Annotated in this window: 17 protein-coding genes; 9 read left to right on the top strand and 8 right to left on the bottom strand. The window is 61.0% G+C overall.

All coding sequences use genetic code 11. The features are described from left to right. Positions 1 to 657 precede the first annotated feature (657 nt). Positions 658 to 876, bottom strand: a complete 219-nt coding sequence (locus QYQ99_RS19645; RefSeq protein ID WP_302089640.1) for a hypothetical protein — start codon at positions 874 to 876, stop codon at positions 658 to 660. A gap of 199 nt (positions 877 to 1,075) precedes the next feature. Here QYQ99_RS19645 and QYQ99_RS19640 point away from each other — a divergent pair, with 199 nt between their 5' ends. Next, positions 1,076 to 1,465: a CidA/LrgA family protein gene (locus tag QYQ99_RS19640; RefSeq protein ID WP_302089639.1), complete on the top strand. Its 390-nt coding sequence runs from the start codon at positions 1,076 to 1,078 to the stop codon at positions 1,463 to 1,465. Then, positions 1,462 to 2,202 carry an LrgB family protein gene (locus tag QYQ99_RS19635; protein WP_302089638.1) on the top strand — a complete coding sequence of 247 codons (741 nt, stop codon included), beginning with the start codon at positions 1,462 to 1,464 and terminating at the stop codon, positions 2,200 to 2,202. The genes QYQ99_RS19640 and QYQ99_RS19635 overlap by 4 nt, the downstream gene beginning before the upstream one ends. 49 nt (positions 2,203 to 2,251) lie before the next feature. Here QYQ99_RS19635 and QYQ99_RS19630 read toward each other — a convergent pair whose 3' ends face one another. Continuing rightward, complete coding sequence (locus tag QYQ99_RS19630; protein WP_302089637.1) at positions 2,252 to 3,196, bottom strand: DMT family transporter; 945 nt, start codon at positions 3,194 to 3,196, stop codon at positions 2,252 to 2,254. A gap of 87 nt (positions 3,197 to 3,283) precedes the next feature. On the opposite strand from QYQ99_RS19630, the gene QYQ99_RS19625 reads away from it, so the two are divergent. Then, positions 3,284 to 4,228, top strand: coding sequence for a LysR family transcriptional regulator (locus QYQ99_RS19625; protein ID WP_302089636.1), 945 nt, complete (start codon positions 3,284 to 3,286; stop codon positions 4,226 to 4,228). Between the two features lie 582 nt (positions 4,229 to 4,810). On the opposite strand, the gene tenA is transcribed toward QYQ99_RS19625, so the two are convergent. Further along, entirely contained in the window at positions 4,811 to 5,482 is a 672-nt protein-coding gene (gene tenA / locus QYQ99_RS19620; RefSeq protein WP_302089635.1) for a thiaminase II, read from the bottom strand. A gap of 316 nt (positions 5,483 to 5,798) precedes the next feature. Here tenA and QYQ99_RS19615 point away from each other — a divergent pair, with 316 nt between their 5' ends. Together QYQ99_RS19615 and QYQ99_RS19610 are read left to right on the top strand one after the other, a co-directional pair. Further along, positions 5,799 to 6,986 carry an aromatic ring-hydroxylating oxygenase subunit alpha gene (locus QYQ99_RS19615; RefSeq protein WP_302089634.1) on the top strand — a complete coding sequence of 396 codons (1,188 nt, stop codon included), beginning with the start codon at positions 5,799 to 5,801 and terminating at the stop codon, positions 6,984 to 6,986. Between the two features lie 177 nt (positions 6,987 to 7,163). After that, positions 7,164 to 7,817, top strand: coding sequence for a TetR/AcrR family transcriptional regulator (locus QYQ99_RS19610; protein ID WP_302089633.1), 654 nt, complete (start codon positions 7,164 to 7,166; stop codon positions 7,815 to 7,817). A 14-nt stretch (positions 7,818 to 7,831) separates the two neighbouring features. Here the strand turns inward: QYQ99_RS19610 and QYQ99_RS19605 are convergent, their stop codons facing one another. After that, entirely contained in the window at positions 7,832 to 8,788 is a 957-nt protein-coding gene (locus tag QYQ99_RS19605; protein WP_302089632.1) for a LysR family transcriptional regulator, read from the bottom strand. Positions 8,789 to 8,985: 197 nt separating this feature from the next. Here QYQ99_RS19605 and QYQ99_RS19600 point away from each other — a divergent pair, with 197 nt between their 5' ends. From QYQ99_RS19600 to QYQ99_RS19590, 3 genes are all read left to right on the top strand, one after another. Continuing rightward, positions 8,986 to 10,179 carry an acyl-CoA dehydrogenase gene (locus QYQ99_RS19600; protein ID WP_302089631.1) on the top strand — a complete coding sequence of 398 codons (1,194 nt, stop codon included), beginning with the start codon at positions 8,986 to 8,988 and terminating at the stop codon, positions 10,177 to 10,179. 295 nt (positions 10,180 to 10,474) lie between these two features. After that, the gene (locus tag QYQ99_RS19595) at positions 10,475 to 11,725 is read left to right on the top strand and encodes a CaiB/BaiF CoA transferase family protein (protein WP_302089630.1); all 1,251 of its coding nucleotides are present in this window, start codon (positions 10,475 to 10,477) and stop codon (positions 11,723 to 11,725) included. 127 nt (positions 11,726 to 11,852) lie between these two features. Continuing rightward, on the top strand, positions 11,853 to 12,821 hold the full coding sequence (locus QYQ99_RS19590) for a tripartite tricarboxylate transporter substrate binding protein BugE (protein WP_302089629.1): 969 nt from the start codon (positions 11,853 to 11,855) through the stop codon (positions 12,819 to 12,821). 108 nt (positions 12,822 to 12,929) lie between these two features. Here the strand turns inward: QYQ99_RS19590 and QYQ99_RS19585 are convergent, their stop codons facing one another. The 3 genes from QYQ99_RS19585 to QYQ99_RS19575 all read right to left on the bottom strand — a co-directional run bounded on the left by QYQ99_RS19585 (position 12,930) and on the right by QYQ99_RS19575 (position 16,050). After that, positions 12,930 to 13,979, bottom strand: coding sequence for a porin (locus QYQ99_RS19585; RefSeq protein ID WP_302089628.1), 1,050 nt, complete (start codon positions 13,977 to 13,979; stop codon positions 12,930 to 12,932). A gap of 71 nt (positions 13,980 to 14,050) precedes the next feature. Continuing rightward, positions 14,051 to 15,259: a sugar transporter gene (locus tag QYQ99_RS19580; protein ID WP_302089627.1), complete on the bottom strand. Its 1,209-nt coding sequence runs from the start codon at positions 15,257 to 15,259 to the stop codon at positions 14,051 to 14,053. Positions 15,260 to 15,390: 131 nt separating this feature from the next. Beyond that, positions 15,391 to 16,050 carry an NAD(P)-dependent oxidoreductase gene (locus QYQ99_RS19575; RefSeq protein ID WP_302089626.1) on the bottom strand — a complete coding sequence of 220 codons (660 nt, stop codon included), beginning with the start codon at positions 16,048 to 16,050 and terminating at the stop codon, positions 15,391 to 15,393. A gap of 108 nt (positions 16,051 to 16,158) precedes the next feature. Here QYQ99_RS19575 and QYQ99_RS19570 point away from each other — a divergent pair, with 108 nt between their 5' ends. Beyond that, positions 16,159 to 17,070 (top strand): LysR family transcriptional regulator, encoded by a 912-nt coding sequence (locus QYQ99_RS19570; RefSeq protein ID WP_302089625.1) that lies wholly within the window; start codon positions 16,159 to 16,161, stop codon positions 17,068 to 17,070. A gap of 143 nt (positions 17,071 to 17,213) precedes the next feature. Here QYQ99_RS19570 and QYQ99_RS19565 read toward each other — a convergent pair whose 3' ends face one another. Further along, positions 17,214 to 18,350, bottom strand: coding sequence for a branched-chain amino acid ABC transporter substrate-binding protein (locus QYQ99_RS19565; RefSeq protein ID WP_302089624.1), 1,137 nt, complete (start codon positions 18,348 to 18,350; stop codon positions 17,214 to 17,216). Positions 18,351 to 18,558 lie beyond the last annotated feature (208 nt).

Below are 18,558 nucleotides of genomic sequence, written 5' to 3'. Positions count from 1 at the left end.
TTTTTGCGCCTAAATATCGAATACAATCCGCATCCCTCCAGGGCGAGCGCAGGGAATTGAAATTCCCACAGCAGGGCATTCCGGTCCGATCCGGCACCGCATACCCAAGCCGAGAAGGCAGCTTCGCTCCATCCAGCCTTCCGTTCTCCACGCGAAAAGCCGGCGCATCAATCACGCCACAGCTGCATGCCTTTGCCTTGCCGGGATAAGGCAGGATCTCTCTTGCTCGCTCATTTTTTCGAAGTTGCACAGTCACTGTGCATAACTTTGCACAATCTGGTGCGGCCCCATATCTTGCGATGCCAGACTTGGCACCGGCAGCATCGCCCCATCTGGCAAACATCCATTCGCTTCAGCCCTTAGTACATAGCAGGTCACCAGGGTCATTTCTCTCTGAAAAATGCCTTTTGAGCATCGCTGTGCTTGTACTGTCAACGAGATCCTTTGCTGTCAATCCGAGCAAGCCAGGCTTGAGTCAAGGCACAAAAAAAGCGCTGTCCATGACAGCGCCTTTTTCCACAGATCATGTGGACATTATTGTGGATATCCGGTGAAATCCTGGTGATAACAGCCCACAAGCCCTTGTACTTGCGGGTTGAAAGGTAGGTTGCCTCCAAATCAGGCAATTACAACCAAAGGGTTAACCCTTGATGATTTTCAGAGCTGCCGCCGGATCACCAGACGCCCCGAATCGGTGATATGCCAGTGCTTTTCTGCGTCCTGCTCCACCAGCCCCCGCTCCAGCAGACGCCTGGAGAGATACTCCTTGGCAGCAGACCACAGGGAGACATCCTCGCCCAGCTCCAGCTTCTTGAGCGTTTCCAATTCATCGACCGTAGGTTCATACACAGGTGCGCGATAGACTGCGGTTTGCATGGTGACTTCTCCTAAGCTCGTGCGATGACTGGCCGCTTCGGCTCCGAAGCGCCTGAGATCCAAGATAAACCTGTCATCAGCGACGCGCAATAGTTACCCACCGGCTTTACCTTTATTCACCCGAGCTATACACCACCCTCACAGAGTTGGCAGCCTGACAACAGGCTGCCAACTCATTATTCAGGAGCTGACCACCTTTATGCTGTATGCGCTTGCTGTACTTTTCGCCTTTCAGCTACTGGGTGAGTTCCTGGCCCGCTTTACGGGCTTGCCTCTGCCCGGCGCGCTGATCGGCACCCTGCTTTTGCTGCTGGGCCTGCTGTTTTACAAACGTCTACCCAAGTCACTGGAAGACACGGCTCAGGTGCTGTTGCAAAACATGATGCTGCTTTTCATACCCGTCATTGCGGGCGTGATGCTGGAATTCGACCATCTGCGCCGCGAATGGCTGCCGTTTGTGCTGGCCTGCATTGCCGGCGCGGCCATCACATTCACCGCTACCGCCCTCACCTTCCGCTTGTGCCTGCAGCGCCAGCGCACTCGCCAGCCGGATGAGGAGTCCGCTGCCAAACAGGAGCACAACGTATGAGCCCCTCACTGCTTGAGCGTCTGCACACCACCTGGCTGAGTCTGGCCGAAGGCTCGCCCCTGCCCTGGCTGGTGCTGACCATGCTGGTCTATATGGCGGCCATGGCCGTCTACAAAAAAAGCGGTAACCGCCCCCTGCTGATACCGGTGTTCACGGGCGTGGTGGTCATCGTCGCCATTTTGATGATCACAGGCACGCCTTATGCGACCTACCGCAGCGGCGTATCCCTGCTGGGCCTGATGATAGGGCCGGCCACCGTGGCACTGGCCATCCCGCTGTACGCCCAGCGCGAACGCATCAGCCAGCTGTGGCTGCCCATCAGCGTGGCGCTGCTGGTGGGCTGTCTCGTCGCACTGTTTTCAGCCCTGGGCATTGCCAGGGCTTTCGGCGGCTCGCACGCCACGCTGATCGCCGTGGCCCCCAAGTCGGCCACCATTCCCATCGCCCTGCCCATGGCAGAGCGTTTTGGCGGAACGCCCTCGCTGGCCGCAGTGGCCGTGGCCATCACCGGCATCAGCGGCACCATGATGGCACCGCTGCTGTGTCGCGTACTGCGTCTCAAGGATCCGGCGGTGCAGGGCTTTGCCATCGGACTCACGGCCCATGCGATTGGCACAGCGCGCGCCATTCAGCTCAACCCCACAGCCGGTGCGTTCTCCGCACTGGCCATGGGCTTGAACGGCGTGGCCACGGCTGTGCTGATGCCACTAGTGCTGGCGCTTACTCCCTGGATTTAAAACAATAGCTGCCAGCATTTGACTCATAGACGCTCGCAGCTATTTTTGACTAACTTTTACGCTCGCTACGTCTGTAGGCTGCAAGCGCCCCCAGAACCAGTGCCATCCCCAGCCACTGCACCGGCTGCGGCTTGGCACCAAACCAGAGCAAATCCACCAGCAAAGCCATGACGGGGTAAATAAAGGACAGACCGGCGATCGCCTGTGCCTTCAGTCTTTGAAATGCCGTGTACATCAGCGTGTACATCCAGGCCGTATGCACCAGACCCAGCACCAGCACCGCTCCCCAGGCCTTGGGACTGAAGAGTGCCTGGGCGCGCAGCTCCCACACCCAGGGCAGCAAGCTCAGCGCCCCCACCAGCATCTGCAGCATCGCGATCTGTGCCGGCGCAAGCCGCCTGAGCCGCTGGGTGGCCAGGGTGGCCATGGCATAAAGACCGGCTGCCAGCAGCGCCAGCACAATGCCCAAGGATTGCCCTTGCCACGCCTGCTGGTCAGCCATCCCGACCAGGCCGCTGCTCAAGCCCACGCCGATCAGCGCCAGTACCAGCCAGGGCAGCCGGCTGAGCGGCAGAGGCTCGCCCTGCAACAGAGCGGCCAGCAGCAACAGCAAGAAGGGCTGCACGTGATAGACCACCGTGGCGATGGCAATGCCGCTGTATTCATAGGCACGAAACAGGCACAACCAATTGACGATGAGCGCCACCGCCCCCAGCAGAAGCCAGCCGCTCTCGCGCCAGCTCGGCCTGGACCACTGGCCCGACCAAAGCACCCAGGCTGCCAGCCCGAGGCCGCCGAGCAGACAACGCAACCACACCACCCACAGCACGGGCAGGCCGCTCTCCAACACCAGCAGGCCGATGGTTCCGGAAAGCGCCATAGCCAGCACCATGCGCCAGTTGCCGCCAGTGGCTGCATTGGGCGGCGAGGTGGCGGCCACAACCGGCGTGGCAACCAACGCTTGCAAAGAAGAAGAAGAGGTCTGAGAAGTCATGATGGCATCGTCCATCAATCACATTCATGCATCAATATGGCTTTATTCCACTTACTATTACCTATAGATCAACAATCAAACTGAGCCATGAGCACAGAGTCCGGCCTGCTTCCTGAAATGCTGGTTTTCGCCAAGGTGGTGGAGCTGCGCAGCTTTGCCGCCGCCGCGCGGCAACTGGATCTGACCACCTCGGCCGTCAGCCGCAGCGTGGGCCGACTGGAAGCCCATTGGGGCGTGCAGCTGCTGCATCGAACGACCCGCTCCCTGTCCCTGACCGAGCTGGGTGCCGAGATCTATGCCGCCTGCACCCAGCTGGCTCAGACCGCCAGCGATATCCACGCCATTGCCGGTCATTACAGCGGCGTGCCGCGCGGCACGGTGCGTCTGACGGCACCGACCATCTTTGGAGAAATCTGGCTCAGCGCACAGTTGCCCGCCCTGCGCCGCCAATGGCCCGAGCTTGAGGTCGCCGTCAGCCTCAGCGACCAGATGCAGGACCTGGCTCAGCAAGGCCTGGATCTGGCCATTCGCCTGACCCGGCCCGAACAGCTGCCGCCGCATATGGTGGCGCGCGAGCTGCGCCAAGTGCGCTACATCGCCGTGGCCTCGCCGGCCTACCTCAAGGGACTGATCAAGCCCCCCAAGCATCCGCAGGAGCTGGGCCGCGAGCATGGCGTGGCATGCATCACGCTGGGCTATGGCGACTTCCAGAACCGGCTGCAATGGGTGCACGGCCAAGATCGGAGCCCGGTGCCTGCCGTGACCGAAGTCGCCGTTCACTCTCCCTTGTCCATGGACAGCAGCACGGGCATCATCAATCTGGCGCTGCAGCACCAGGGCATAGGCCTGGTGGCAGACTTTGCCGCCCAGGCGGTATTGCACAGTGGCGCGCTGGTACAGGTTCTGCCCGACTGGCAACTGACGAGCAATTACGCGCCGCGCACCGCTTATGCACTGTATATGCCCTCGCGCCACCTGCCACTCAAGGTGAGGGCGCTGATTGATCACCTGGTCGAAGCAGGCAAGCATTGAACCCTTGACTCAAACTGGCCCAGCCGCAGCGGCCCGACGGCCAGCCGTATCGACAGTCGCTGCGCCGGCTTCCGGCCAGAAGTGCGCCACGCTGCCATGAACCGACTTCAGATTCGCCGGGAGCAGCGTGAAATAGGAATCCAGGCACGGGCCGCCGCAGGAATAGCCATGGAGGCAAGAGCTATGGCCCGGTATGTCGGCTTTTCCAATTCCCGACCCTTCGCTGGTTGCGCAGCACATCGTTTCGGGATATCCCCATTCAACCACGACAAGCTTGTGGACAAAGTCAAGCACTCAGCGGGATAAGCCAGTCAAGCCGTTGTTCTCAAACGTTTTTTGAAAGCATGATTAAATTTTAAGCAAATCACGCTCCGGGTCGCTCAAAACCTGCGAAATCTGCATTTCATAGCAGCTCAGGCAGGTCTGAATTGGGCTGCAGAGCAGTTCTCCCCAGTAAATCGCTACAAGCTTGTGGACAAACCCCGGCAACGCCTTGAATAAGCGAGCTAAGTCCTTGTCGGCGCAGGACAATCGGGGAGCTGATTATTTTTTAATCAACACCCCATCGGGGCCACCCAGCTCTCAGCGCAGTGGCCCTTGCCAATCGGCCAGGCGATAGGCACTGTCCCAGAACTGCCATTCCAGCCGGGCCGCATCTTTGTAGGCGGCATGCATGGCCGTGCGCGTGGTCTCGGTGGCCTCCTCGGCCAGGCGATCCACAGTGGCGCAGACGCCGCGCACCGCCGCATGAAACTCCTCGCTGGCATAGGTGTCCACCCAGGCCTGATAAGGATTGTCTTTGGCCGAGCGCGCATGGATGTCGCGCCCCACCTCGGCATAGATCCAGAAGCAGGGCAGCAGCGCGGCCACGGCCACCGGGTAAGTGGCGCTCCAGGCCGTGGCCAGCAGATAGCTGGTGTAGTGGTGGCAGGCCGGCGTCAGCGGCGTGGCTGCAAACTGCTCGGGCGTCACGCCGAAGTCACGCATGAAGCCGCCATGCAAGGCGCGCTCCACCACCACGGCCTCATTGGCGGCATTGGCAAACTGCACCACGCCTTCGGCGTTATCGGATTTGGCCGCCGTCACGGCCAGCGCGCGGCCATAGGCGACGAGGTAGTGCGCATCCTGAATCATGTAGTGGCAAAAGCGCTCCCGGCTCAGCGTGCCGGCCGCCAGTTCCTGGTTGAAGGGCAGCTCCAAGGTGCTTTGAAACAGCGCCTGGTTGGCATTCCACAGACTTTGGCTGAATGACATGATTCGACTCTCCACTGCAAAAATTCATAGCAGCCAGCGCTTTACTGGCTGGTCTAGAAGCTGTTTTTACCTGAAATAAGCCATTGGCCATTCATACCGCTACGGCTTTGAGGTCAAAGCTGTATTGCAGCTGATGCGCGCCATTCGCCCCCGAACTTGTCCGTTGATTCATGCAAGCGCCAAACCATTCGACGCGACTGAGGAGGCCATAGGCTCCAAAGGCCACATTAGCCCCATTGACCGACTGATCAGTCAGTTCATAGACTTGCATCCAGGAATCACTCAAACATCACAGGTACTGGAAAGAGCCAGGGGAATGAATACCAGTTTTGCAATCGAGCTTCACCGCCGCGCCACACATGCCTTGCAGACCGGACTGGCCGACGCCGACACACAGGACGGGCAGGTCGCAGTCTCCCAATACACCAGCGACGAGCAGACCACGCAGGAGCTGCGCCTGTTGCGCCAGTTTCCCCAGCCCGTGGCCGGTAGCTCATCCATTCCCACGCCCGGCGCCTGGCTGTCGCTGACTCCATTTGATGTTCCGCTGTTGTTGGTCAGGCAATCCGACGGAGCCGTCCACGCTTTCTTGAATGTCTGTCGACACCGCGGCGCACGCGTTGTGGCCGAGGGCAGCGGCACCGAAGCACGAGCCTTCACCTGCCCCTACCACGCATGGACTTACCAGCCCGATGGCGACTTGCGAGCTGTTCCCGACGCCTTCGGCTTCCCCCGCCTGAAGAAAGACAAGTCCGGTCTCAAAAGGCTGGCCGCCGTGGAGCGAGGCGGTTTCATCTGGGTGGTGCTGGACCCCGCATCCCCCCTCAGAGATATCGACACACACCTGGGCCCGCTCATGGAGAACCTGGAGTCGCTGGACGGGCTCCACGCCCCCGTGTCCTATGCGCAGCGCTCGCTCGAAGTCAACGCCAACTGGAAGCTGCTGACAGATGGCATCTTTGAAGCCTATCACTTCAAGGTTGCGCACCGCCAGACCATTGCCCACATGTTCATGAACAACCTGCAACTGGTGGACGAATTTGACCTGCACCGACGCTTGTACCTCATCAAGTCCCGCTTTCAAAAAGAGCAACCCGAGGCAGACGGCTTCGACCCGCGCAAGTATGGCAACCTGACTTATTACTTCTTTCCCAACACGATGATCCTGGTCCAGCCCGACCACGGGCAGCTCAGCTACCTGGAGCCGCTCAGCGCCTCTCGCACACGGATTCATGAGATCACACTGATTCCGTCCAAGCCCGCTACGGACAAGGCCGCTGCGTACTGGAACGCCAACGTGGACCTGTACCGCCGGACTCTGGCCGAGGACTACGCTCTCGCAGAGTCCATACAGGCCGGCCTGGCCTCGGGCGCCAATGACCGTCTCACATTTGGCTCTTTCGAGTACAGCGCGCCCCGCTTTCACACACAGCTCCAACAGCAGCTGGACTCGCTCCAGCCCAGCCCGCAGTCCCACAAGCCTGCGAAGACCGCCACTAGCTGACCCTCCTACCTCTACATTTGCTGCTGCATTTGTATCTGCATTGGCTGCTGCATTGGCTGCTGCTTTAGGTTGAGCCACGACCACCTGCCAAGACCCACACCGCATTTCAGGAGACAAGCCGGGACCAGAGCGGCCATCAACTCAACGAGCCACAGCACACGCGCCGCCCACCGGCCTGTGCCCTCCCATTTCTATAATCACTGGATGCCCAGCCAACCGCTCTCTCGTAAAGAACTGATTCTGGATCGTGCCGAACAGCATTTCGCAGACCACGGATTTCAGGGCGCATCACTATCGGCCATTGCGCGGGACTGCCAGATTGGCAACTCCGGCCTGCTACACCACTTTCCCAGCAAGGAGGTGCTGTATCGCACCGTGCTTGAGGCTCAGGCACACGAGTTGATGCAGCGCATGGAGCAAGGCGTGCAGTCCGAGGATCTGCTGCAGCAGCGCCTGCAGGCCTTCATCTCGCTGCAGATCGAATGGATGCAGGCCCGCCCTGCGGGCTTCAAACTCATTACTCGCGAGCTGCTGGATAACTCCGAGCGCATTGAACAGGCTCATACCCGGCCGCTAGAGATCTTTTTGCTTCAGAGTGTGGCCTTGATTGAGGAAGGTCAGGCCGCCGGATTGCTGCGTCAAGACATCGCTGCCGTTGCTTTGCTGACCATTATTCTGGGCAGCCTCAATTACGCACAGATTGTGCGCCCCACCTTCAGCAAAGCCTTTACCGAGCCGACCCTCAAGAGCAACAGCCACTGGATGCAGCGCATCGCTGCCGATGTACTGCTGCTCATCAGCGCTTCAAGCTTCGCCTTGAAAAAGGCATAACGCAGCCAGTTCACTCACTCTGTTTTTCCACCACGAATTTCCTGTGCGTGGCCCTGCAACCACTGGCTGAACACCCGCAGCGCCGGCGACGGTTGTGCATCGGCCGCCAGCGCAGGCGTGACCAGATAGTAGGCACGGTTGCCGCGCAGCGGCTGGGGACAGGCGACGATGAGGTCGCCGCGCGCCAGCTCCTGCTCGATCAGCATGGGCGGCACCAGGGCCACGCCCAGCCCCTGGCTGGCGGCCACGGCCAGCATGGAAAACAGCTCCAGCCGCATGCCGTCGAGCGCCCGCGGCGCATCGACATGCATCGCATCGAACCACTGGCGCCAGCCCTGGGGGCGCGTGCTTTGCTGCAGCAGCGGCAGGCGCGCAATCACCTCCGGGCCCACCGGCAGCCAGGCGCGGCCCAGGTCGCGCTGCTGGGCCGTGGCCAGCAGTTGCGGGCTGCACACGGGCACCACCTCTTCGTCCATCAGCCACTGCGCCTGCACGCCGGGCCAGCGGGTCACCTGCTCGGGCGTGCCCGCATAAAGGGCCGCGTCAAACACGGTGTCGGCAAACAGAAACGGCCGGGTCTGCACATCGATGTGCACGGTGATGTCGGGGTGCTGCTGCGCCAGTTGCGGCAGGCGCGGCAGCAACCAGCGTGTGGCAAAGGTGGGGACGGCCGCCAGATTGATGGGCCCTCCCTCGCCCTGATGGCTCATCAGATCCAGCGTGTCACGCTCCAGCCCCTGCAGCCAGCGTCCAACCTGCTTGGCGTAATGCAGGCCCGCATCGGTGAGCAGCACGCCGTGGCGCGTGCGCTTGAACAGGGCCACGCCCACAAACTCCTCCAGCGCAATGATCTGGCGCGAGACGGCACTTTGCGTCAGCGACAACTCCTGTGCAGCCTTGGTGTAGCTGATATGGCGGGCGGCCGATTCAAAGCAGGCCAGAGCCTGAGTGGAGGGCAGAACTCTGCGCATCTCTCTTATTCCTTGCTCGCATACATAGGAAACAAACAAAAGGGAAAACCCTTGATAATTAATTTATACATGCATTTTTCTCATCCATAGATGATTATTCATCGTTTGCCAGCCCCTGTTCTGCAAACCTAATATGTGTGCAAGCACTCAGGCGGAAATGCGCCTGCAACCCGACACCTTGCATTCAGGAGATGAACATGGCCAATGGCTACCAGTGGGACGACTGCTTCCAGCTCGACCAGCAACTGACCGAAGACGAGCGCATGATCCGCGACGCAGCGCGCGAGTACTGCCAGGACAAGCTCAAGCCTCGCGTGCAAGCCATGTTCCGCAACGAGTCCGTGGACATCAGCATCTTCCGCGAGATGGGCGAGTTGGGCCTGCTGGGCCCCACTATCCCCACGCAGTACGGCGGCGCGGGCCTGAACTACGTGAGCTACGGCCTGGTGGCGCGCGAGATCGAGCGTGTGGATTCGGGCTATCGTTCCATGGCCTCCGTGCAATCGTCCCTGGTGATGGTGCCCATCAACGAGTTCGGCACCGAAGCGCAGAAGATGAAATACCTGCCCAAGCTGGCTTCGGGCGAGTTCATCGGCTGCTTCGGCCTGACCGAGCCCGACCACGGCTCCGACCCCGGCTCCATGGCCACGCGCGCCTACAAGGTGGACGGCGGCTATCGCCTCAAGGGCAACAAGATGTGGATCACCAACAGCCCTGTGGCCGACGTGTTCGTGGTCTGGGCCAAGGAAGTGACCGAAGACGGCACCGTGGGCCAGATCCGCGGCTTTGTACTGGAAAAGGGCATGAAGGGCCTGTCCGCCCCGGCCATCCACGGCAAGGTGGGCCTGCGCGCCTCCATCACCGGTGAAATCGTCATGGACGATGTGTTCTGCCCCGAAGAGAACGCCTTCCCCGAGGTGCGCGGCCTCAAGGGCCCGTTCACCTGCCTGAACAGCGCCCGCTTCGGCATTGCCTGGGGCGCACTGGGTGCGGCTGAAGACTGCTGGCACACTGCCCGCCAGTACACGCTGGACCGCAAGCAGTTCGGCCGCCCTCTGGCCGCCAACCAGCTGATCCAGAAGAAGCTGGCCGATATGCAGACCGAAATCACGCTGGGCCTGCAAGCCGCGCTGCGCGTGGGCCGCATGAAGGACGAGCACCAGAACGTGATCGAGATCACCTCGCTGGTCAAGCGCAACAACTGCGGCAAGTCGCTGGACATTGCCCGCATGGCCCGCGACATGCTGGGCGGCAACGGCATCAGCGACGAGTTCGGTGTGGCCCGCCATCTGGTGAACCTGGAAGTGGTCAACACCTACGAAGGCACCCATGACGTGCACGCGCTGATTCTGGGTCGTGCCCAGACCGGCATTGCGGCGTTTGCGAACTGATCGCACTCTCTGAGCGGCTGGCCTAGGCGGCCCCGCCTGGGCGGACGCCCCCTCTGTGTGCGCGCTTTGCGCCATGCAAGGGGGCGGCAGCTTCGCCGCGAGGCGGCGCTTGCTTGCTGCCCTTGCCGTGGGGCAATGGCAGAGATTCGAGCCTCCTTTTTGCTATATATTTGTTAGCAACTACCGCTTGATTAGTATGATTTTTGAATAGTTTTCATATAAAAATTCATACCAATAAAGCGCAAGCAGCTACTGTTTTCATAGTTTCTCCACCCGGTTTCTGGACTCCTCCGACATGAACGCATCGACAAGCACTCCCACCGGCGCACTGGCAGGCATCAAGGTGCTGGATCTGTCTCGCGTGCTGGCAGGACCCTGGGCCACGCAGATGCTGGCCGATCTGGGCGCCGATGTGGTCAAGGTTGAGCGCCCGGTTGCTGGCGACGATACGCGCCACTGGGGCCCTCCGTTCCTCAAGGACGATGCGGGCAACGACACGCGCGAGGCCAGTTACTTCACGGCCTGCAACCGCAACAAGCGCTCCATCACCGTGGACATGGCCCACCCCGAAGGCCGCGCCCTGCTGCAGCGCATGGCGCAAGAGGCCGATGTGGTGGTGGAGAACTTCAAGACCAGGGGACTCGCGCAATACGCTCTGGACTATGCCAGTCTGAAGGCTCTGAACCCGCGCCTGGTGTACTGCTCCATCACCGGCTTTGGCCAGGACGGCCCTTATGCAGAGCGCGCCGGCTACGACCTGATGGTGCAGGCAATGACCGGCCTGATGAGCATCACCGGCCATGCCGATGGCGAGCCCGGCGGCGGCCCGCTGAAGGTGGGCGTGGCGGTGATCGACGTGTTCACGGGGCTGTATGCCAGTAACGCAATTCTCGCGGCCCTCAATGCGCGCCACACCACAGGCCAGGGCCAGTACATCGACATGGCGCTGCTGGATGTGGGCATGGCCGTGCTGGCCAATCAGGCCGCAGGTTTTCTGGCCACCGGCCAGGCACCGGGCCGCGCCGGCAACACCCACCCCAGCCTCGCGCCCTACCAGGACTTTCCAACGCTGGACGGCAATGTGCTCTTGGCCATTGGCAACGACGGGCAGTTCGCCCGCTTCTGCGCCGCCATCGAATATGCCGAATGGGCACAGGACGAGCGCTTTGCCACCAACACCGCCCGCGTGCAAAACCGAAGCGCGCTGCTGGCGTTGATGAAGCCCGTGATGCTGACACGCAGCACTACAGACTGGATTGCGCTGCTGGAAGACAAGGCCGTGCCCTGTGGCCCCATCAACACCATTGCCCAGGCATTTGAAGACCCCCAGGTCAAGGCGCGCGGTATTCAGCAAAGCTTGCCGCGCAATGCAGGCGACGGCATTGGCCACATTGCCACGGTTGCCAATCCCATGCGCCTTTCGGCCACACCGGTTACCTACCGCCTCGCACCGCCCGCCCTGGGTCAGCACACCGATGAGGTGCTGCGTGAGTTCGGGCTGGATGAGCAAACCATCGCTGATCTGCATGCACAAAACGTGGTTTGAGCCATGGTTTGAAAGCCTGCCGATCTGAACGTTCCACCCAACAAAAAACAGAGGGCAAAAGCCCCAAAAAACTGCAGCCATCTTTCACAAGAAGCGCACTGCACATCACACTTCCAAGGAGACAGATATGTTCAAGTTCACAGCCACCGTTTTGGCAACCCTCGCGCTCTGCGGCGCAGCACAGGCTCAAGGTTCCTACCCCAACAAGCCAATCCGCCTGCTAGTGCCTTTTGCGGCTGGCGGCACAACGGACCTGATTGCCCGCGTCATCGCCGAGCCTCTGAGCCGTGAGCTGGGCCAGTCCGTTGTGGTGGAAAACAAGGGCGGCGGCGGCGGCACCATTGGCGCAGCTGAAACGGCACGCGCCAAGCCCGATGGCTACAACCTGGGCATTGCCACCGTGTCCACCACGGCCACCAACCCGGCCATCAACCCCAAGATCACCTACAACGTCGCCACCGATTTCACGCCCATCGTGAACATCGCCGCCACGCCCAACATCATTGCCGCCAACCCCAAATTTGCGGGCAAGGATTACAAGAGCTTCCTGGCCGAGGTCAAGAGCAACCCCGGCAAGTACTCTTACGCATCGCCCGGTCAAGGCTCCATCACCCATCTGATGATGGAAATGTTCAAGCTGGAAACCAAGACCGACGTAGCCCACGTGCCTTACCGTGGATCGGGCCCTGCGCTGAACGACGCGGTTGCCGGCCAGGTGCCGCTGATTTTTGACAACCTGCCCTCCACCCTGCCCTTCGTCAAGGAAAAGCGCCTGACGGCTCTCGTCGTCGCCGCTCCCCAGCGTCTGGCTGCACTGCCTGATGTGCCCACCTTCAAGGAAATGGGTCTGCCCCAGGTCAACCGCATGGCGTACTACGGCATCGTTGGCCCCAAGAACCTGCCAAAGGAAGTGGTGGACAAGATCAACGCCGCCGTGCGCAAGGCGGTGCAAGATCCTGCGGTGAAAAAGCGCATTGAAGAAAGCGGCTCCATCATCATGGCCGACACCCCCGAAGCCTTTGCCAAGCAGATGGCCGAAGAGCTGGCCGTCTACAAGAACGTGGTGCAAAAGCAGAACCTGAAGATGGAAGACTAAGCGTCTTCATCCCAAAAAAAGTCCTCGCAGGTGTGAATGCCTGCGAGGACTTTTTGCTTTGTACCGCTCATGCACAAGCAAGGTGCTGGTGCATGAAACTGGTGCAGCTTAGAAACGATGGCGAATACCCACCACCGCGCTGGTGCCGGATTTGTTGGGAATGTCCATGCTCACGCGGTCATACATGGCCACGGCGTAGACATCGGTGCGCTTGGACAGGAAGTGGTCGTAGCCCAGGCTGACGGTGGTGCGTGTGCCGCTGACGTTGCCCACTTCCGACTTGGTGCGTGCAGCAGCAGCCTTGATGGTGCCTGCCGTGCCGCTGACGGGTACATCCAGACCCAGCGAGTAGGTGGTGTTCTCGCGATCCTGGGCGTTGATCTTGGCCTGGCCGTAGGTGGCATAGAGCTTGGCCACGCTGAAGTCATAGCTGCCGCCCACCATCCAGTTGCTCTTGGTCGGCATCACCGCCAGAGAGACCGGGTTGTTGATCTGCGCGCGCTCGTAGAACGCGGTCAGGCTCAGCGGGCCGCCGAAGTACATCAGGTTCAGGCCCACATTCTTCTTGCCCTTGTTGCCGCTGCTGGTCTGCTCGCCGAACTGGTAATGCACATTGGCCTTGAGGCCGCCAAAGCTGGGCGTGGTGTACAGAACCTGATTGCTCCAACCCGTGTTGGAGGCTGTGGTCAGGCTGTCATTGCCCCATGCCGCTGTCGTCATATTGGCATGCAGCACCAGAGGGGAGACCGTGAAGGAGTCGCCGAACGGATTGGTCAGCACCGTGGGCAGGAAATTCGGTGCCAGGCCACGACCCAGGCTCACACGACCCAAACTGCCGGCCAGACCCACATTGGCATCACGCGAGAAAAAGGGATCGGCATCGAAACGGCCAGGGGTACCTGTATCGGCACGGAAAAAGCCGGTGATATTGAAGTCGGCCTTGAGACCGCCGCCCAGATCTTCCACGCCCTTCACGCCCCACCACGAAGTGGTCAGGCCGCCAGAGCCGACGGAGGCCACGCGCTCCTGCCCTGCCATCTTCATGGAGCCCACGTAGGTATCGACGGTACCGGTGAGCTGCACCGAGCTTTGGGCCTGAGCCGACAGACTGGCTGCTGCCAGGGCAATAGTGGTAAAGGTTGCGGCAAACGCTTTCATGGATGATTTCCTCTCTTAAAAATTTGAGACAAACCACCCATGCAAGAGTCAGGCCAGTTTTGTATACAAAACTAGGACCTCAAACGAAAGCTGTCGGCCAGCTTCAGCATCATGAACAACCAGAGCGCGCCGCCCATGGCGATCAGCAGACCGCCCACCAGGCCGATATGCGTCATGCCCCATTGCTGGCTGACGATGCTGCCCAGCAGTGCGCCGCCGCCGATGCCGATATTGAAAATGCCCGAGAACATGGACATGGCCACATCGGTGGCATCGGGCGCCAGATTCAGCACCTTGGACTGCATGGACAGCGCAAAGCAGATCATGGCAATGCCCCAGACCGAGCTTTGCAGATACAGGCTCCAGGCATGCGTGCTGCTCATGACCAGCAGCAACAGGCTCAGCGCCAGCACGCCGATGGACGCCAGCAGGAAACCGCGCGGAAAGCGCATGCCGAACCAGCCAAACAGCACGCTGCCCACAATGCCCATGCCGCCATACAGCAGCAGCACGGCCGTGGTCACCTCGCCGGCATGGCCGGCGGTGTCCTGCACAAAGGGCTCGATATAGCTATAGGCCGTGAACTGGCCGGTAATCACCAGCACCAGCAGCACATAGATGCCGACCAGGGCCGGGCGCCTGAACAGCATGGGCACACTGGACAGGGAGCCTGCGTTCTCGCTGGGCAGCCTAGGCAGCAACTTGCCCAGCACCAGCATCACCACCGCAGCCACCGCGCCAATGGCCAGAAACGTCATGCGCCAGCCCAGCCATTCGCCCACGATGCGACCCAGCGGAATGCCCAGCACCATGGCCACGGAAGTGCCCGTGGCCAGCAGGCTCAATGCCATGGCCTTCTTGCCCGCAGGTGCCACCCGCACGGCCAGCGAGGCCGTGATGGACCAGAACACCGCGTGCGACAGCGCAATGCCGATACGGCTGATGACCAGGGACGCATAGCTCCATGCCACACCCGAGAGCAGATGACTGAGTACGAACACCGCGAATACGCCCATCAGCAGCTTGCGCCGCTCCACCTTGCGTGTGAGCAGCATGAAGGGCAGCGAGGCCAGCGCCACCACCCAGGCATAGATGGTGAGCATCAGCCCCACTTGCTCGACTTGCATGTCAAAACTGGCGCCGATGCTGCTGAGCAGGCCGACGGGCACAAACTCGCTGGTATTGAAAACAAAAGCGCCCAGCGCCAGCGCAATCACGCTGAGCCAGGCCTGGGTGGGAGATCGGGTCGATTCGACAGGGGCAGTCAAGGTTTGTGTCATGCAATCAAGGCGTGCCGGCGTCTGGCGCCGCAAAACCCGAAATTGTGCGCTTGCAGCATGGCAGCAGACAGGCAGCCCGGCCTTGCCCCATCAATCAATGGGGTCGGACTGGGCTGCGGCAGATCCCGAGCTCAATAGGCGACGGTGAAACGGGCCTTGAGGTGTTCGTTCCTGTCCAGGGCATCGATCAACGCAACGGCCAGGTCCTGCACCGAAATATCGCCAGGCTGACCGTCAGCCTGCACCAAAGGCTCATCCTTGCCCGTGCGGTACTGACCGGTTCGGCCCCTGGATTGCGCATCGGAGCCGCCATGAAAGCCCACGGCCGGGCTCAGCATGGTCCAGTCCAGAGCGGCTTCCTTTTGCAGCTCGGCAAACATGTCGCGCGCCGCCGAGGCACCGGGCTTGATGAACGCAGGAAAGTCCGGCGAATCCACCAGCTGCTGGCCATTGACATACAGGCTGCCGGCTCCGCCCACGACCAGATAGCGCTTGATGCCCGCAGCCTTGACGCCTTGAACGATGGCACGCGAGCCCTGCATGAAATCGTCATAGATATTGGGATTGCTCCAGCCTGCGTTATAGGCGCTGACCACCGCATCGCAGCCAGTCACGGCGCGCTGCACCTCGTCGGCGTTGAGCACATCGGCCTTGACGAACTGCACATGCTCGCGCACGGCAGCGGCCTCGGGCTTGCGTACCAGGGCCACGACTTCATGGCCGCGACGCAGCAACTCATCCAGCAATCCGGCACCGACAAAACCCGTGGCGCCAATCAATGCAACTTTCATGGAAAAACTCCTTGTATCTTCAACAGGGCTAAAGATTAATCGGCATCAATCGCGAGAAAAACCCCTTTCAGCCACCATGACCTTGAAGGAGAACTTCAAAATAGCCTCATGGAAGATTTCAGACGCATGGCCATTTTTGCCGCCGTGGTGGAGCGCGGCAGCATGAGCGCGGCCGCCCGCCAGCTCGACATGACGCCCTCGGCCGTCAGCCAGCATATCCGTCAGCTGGAGCACGATGCCGGCCTGACGCTGCTGCACCGCTCCACGCGCCAACTGACGCTGACCGATGCCGGCCAGCGCTTCTACATCCAGTGCGCCGCCATGTGCGAAGCGGCCAGCCGGGCGCGCGCCGAGCTGGCCGCCGAGCATCAGCGGCCCAGCGGCGAGCTGCGCCTGGCGGCCCCGGCAGGTTTCACCCAGCATGCGGCCCCGGCGCTTGGCCAATGGCTGGCCATGCACCCTGAGCTGCGGCTGCGCCTGCTGATGGATGACGCTCCCATAGACCTGATCCAGGCGCGCGTGGATCTGGCGCTGCGCTTCGGCAATCTGCAGGATTCCAGTTGGGTGGCCCGCCACCTGGGGCGCAGCGCCACCGTGCTCTGCGCCTCGCCGCATTGGATCAAGGCCCACGGCAGCAAACCCCAACACCCTGGCGAGCTGGCACAGCTGCCCTGGCTGGAGATGAGCCGCAGCGACGACGCCCATGCCGATTTTTTGTGGCGACAGCAGGGCACGGCGCAGGAATACCGGCTGCAGGTGCGGCCGCTCATGGTCAGCAACCACCGCAGCGCGGTGCAGCAGTTCTGCGAAGCGGGTCTGGGGCTTGCCCTGCTTTCGGCCCATGACGTGGCGGCAAGTCTGGAGACGGGCAGCCTGGTACGCCTGCTGCCTGACTGGAACATGGGCATGCTGGATATCTGGGCCGTCACCGCCAGCCGCGACAGCCTGCCCGCCAAGGTACGCGAGGCCATCGAGGTGCTGCGTGAGTATTTCGCGCAGCTAGAGGGCATGCAGAACTAGCGCAATCCTTTCGCATGCAAGGATCCGAGCGGCAGCCATCCACGCCGGCCACCCAAGGCCGAAAGCAAAAAAGCCTGCAAATGCGAGGCATCTGCAGGCTTTGCAAAGCAGGCCACACCACATGGCCCGACGCACTCAAACCATCATTTCAGATCGATAGGCGTCTTGTTGCCGCCCACATAGCGGCTCAGCGTATAGCTGGGGTTCTTCATTTCGCCGTTCTTCTCGAACTGGATCTTGGAGGTCACACCCGAATAGTCGGACTTCTGCAGGAAGGGGATATAGACCTTGGGGTCCCATGAATTGGCACGCTTCATGGCGTCGGCCAGCAGCATGGTGCCGTCATAGAAATAGGGGCTGTAGACCTGGAACTGGCCCGGATACTTGGCGTCATAGCGCTTCTTCCATTCCATGCCGCCAGGCATCTTGGCGATGGAGGCACCGCCGTCGGCGCAGACCACGTTCTCCAGCGGCTTGGCGCCGGCAGCCACCTTGGCCAGCTCGGTCACGCAAATGCCGTCACCGCCGAACATCTTGACGTCGTTCATGCCCAGCTGGGCCATCTGGCGCAGCATGGGGCCGGCCTGACCATACATGCCGCCGTAGAAGATGGCATCGGGTTTCTTGGCCTTGATGGAGGTCAGAATGGCCATGAAGTCCGTGGCCTTGTCGTTGGTGAACTCGTTGGCAACGATCTTGATGCCCTGCTTTTCGGCATCCTTCTTGAACACATTGGCCAGACCCTGACCATAGGCCGTGCGGTCGTCGATCACGGCCACGTTCTTGAGCTTGAGATTCTTGGCCGCATAGGTGGCAAGGGCCGCGCCCAGGGCGTTGTCGTTGGCAATCACGCGGTAGGTGGTGTTCCAGCCGGGCTTGGTCAGATCGGGATTGGTCGCCGCACCCGTGATCATGGGAATGCCGCAGTCCTGGAACACCTTGGAAGAAGGAATCGCCACACCGGAGTTCACAAAGGCCACGGCCCCGGCGACCTTGTCATCGCACAGTTTTTGCGAAGCCGCCGTACCTTGCTTGGGATCGGCCACATCGTCCTCGGCCACCAGCACGAACTTGACCTTCTTGCCGCCGATTTCCATGCCTTTGGCGTTGAGGTCCTCGATGGCCATGCGCACGCCGTTTTCATCGTCCTTGCCGAAGTGAGCCTGAGGGCCGGAGGTCGGGCCGATATGGCCGATCTTGATGATCTGCTCCTGGGCCATCACGCCCCCTGCCATACCTGCTACGACTGTCGCGATACACAACTTGCCAAAATTCTTCATTGCGCACTCCACTCGGTTGAGACAAGACGCAACCTTATGCCTCGCGACAGGCAATTGGCAATGAGGCAATCACATAGGTGCAGCGAGTGCTACACCGGCACAACAATCAGTGTTTTCAGGGATCGGCAAGCGCGCCGGGCTGTGATGGAAAAACCCGCCGCAAGCCCTCGCTCGCGAAATGGCAGCAGGGCCCCAAAAAAACGCCCCA

This window comes from Comamonas testosteroni (genome assembly GCF_030505195.1).
In the GTDB taxonomy this organism is placed as follows: domain Bacteria; phylum Pseudomonadota; class Gammaproteobacteria; order Burkholderiales; family Burkholderiaceae_C; genus Comamonas; species Comamonas testosteroni_G.
This window is presented reverse-complemented; position numbering and strand designations above follow the sequence as displayed.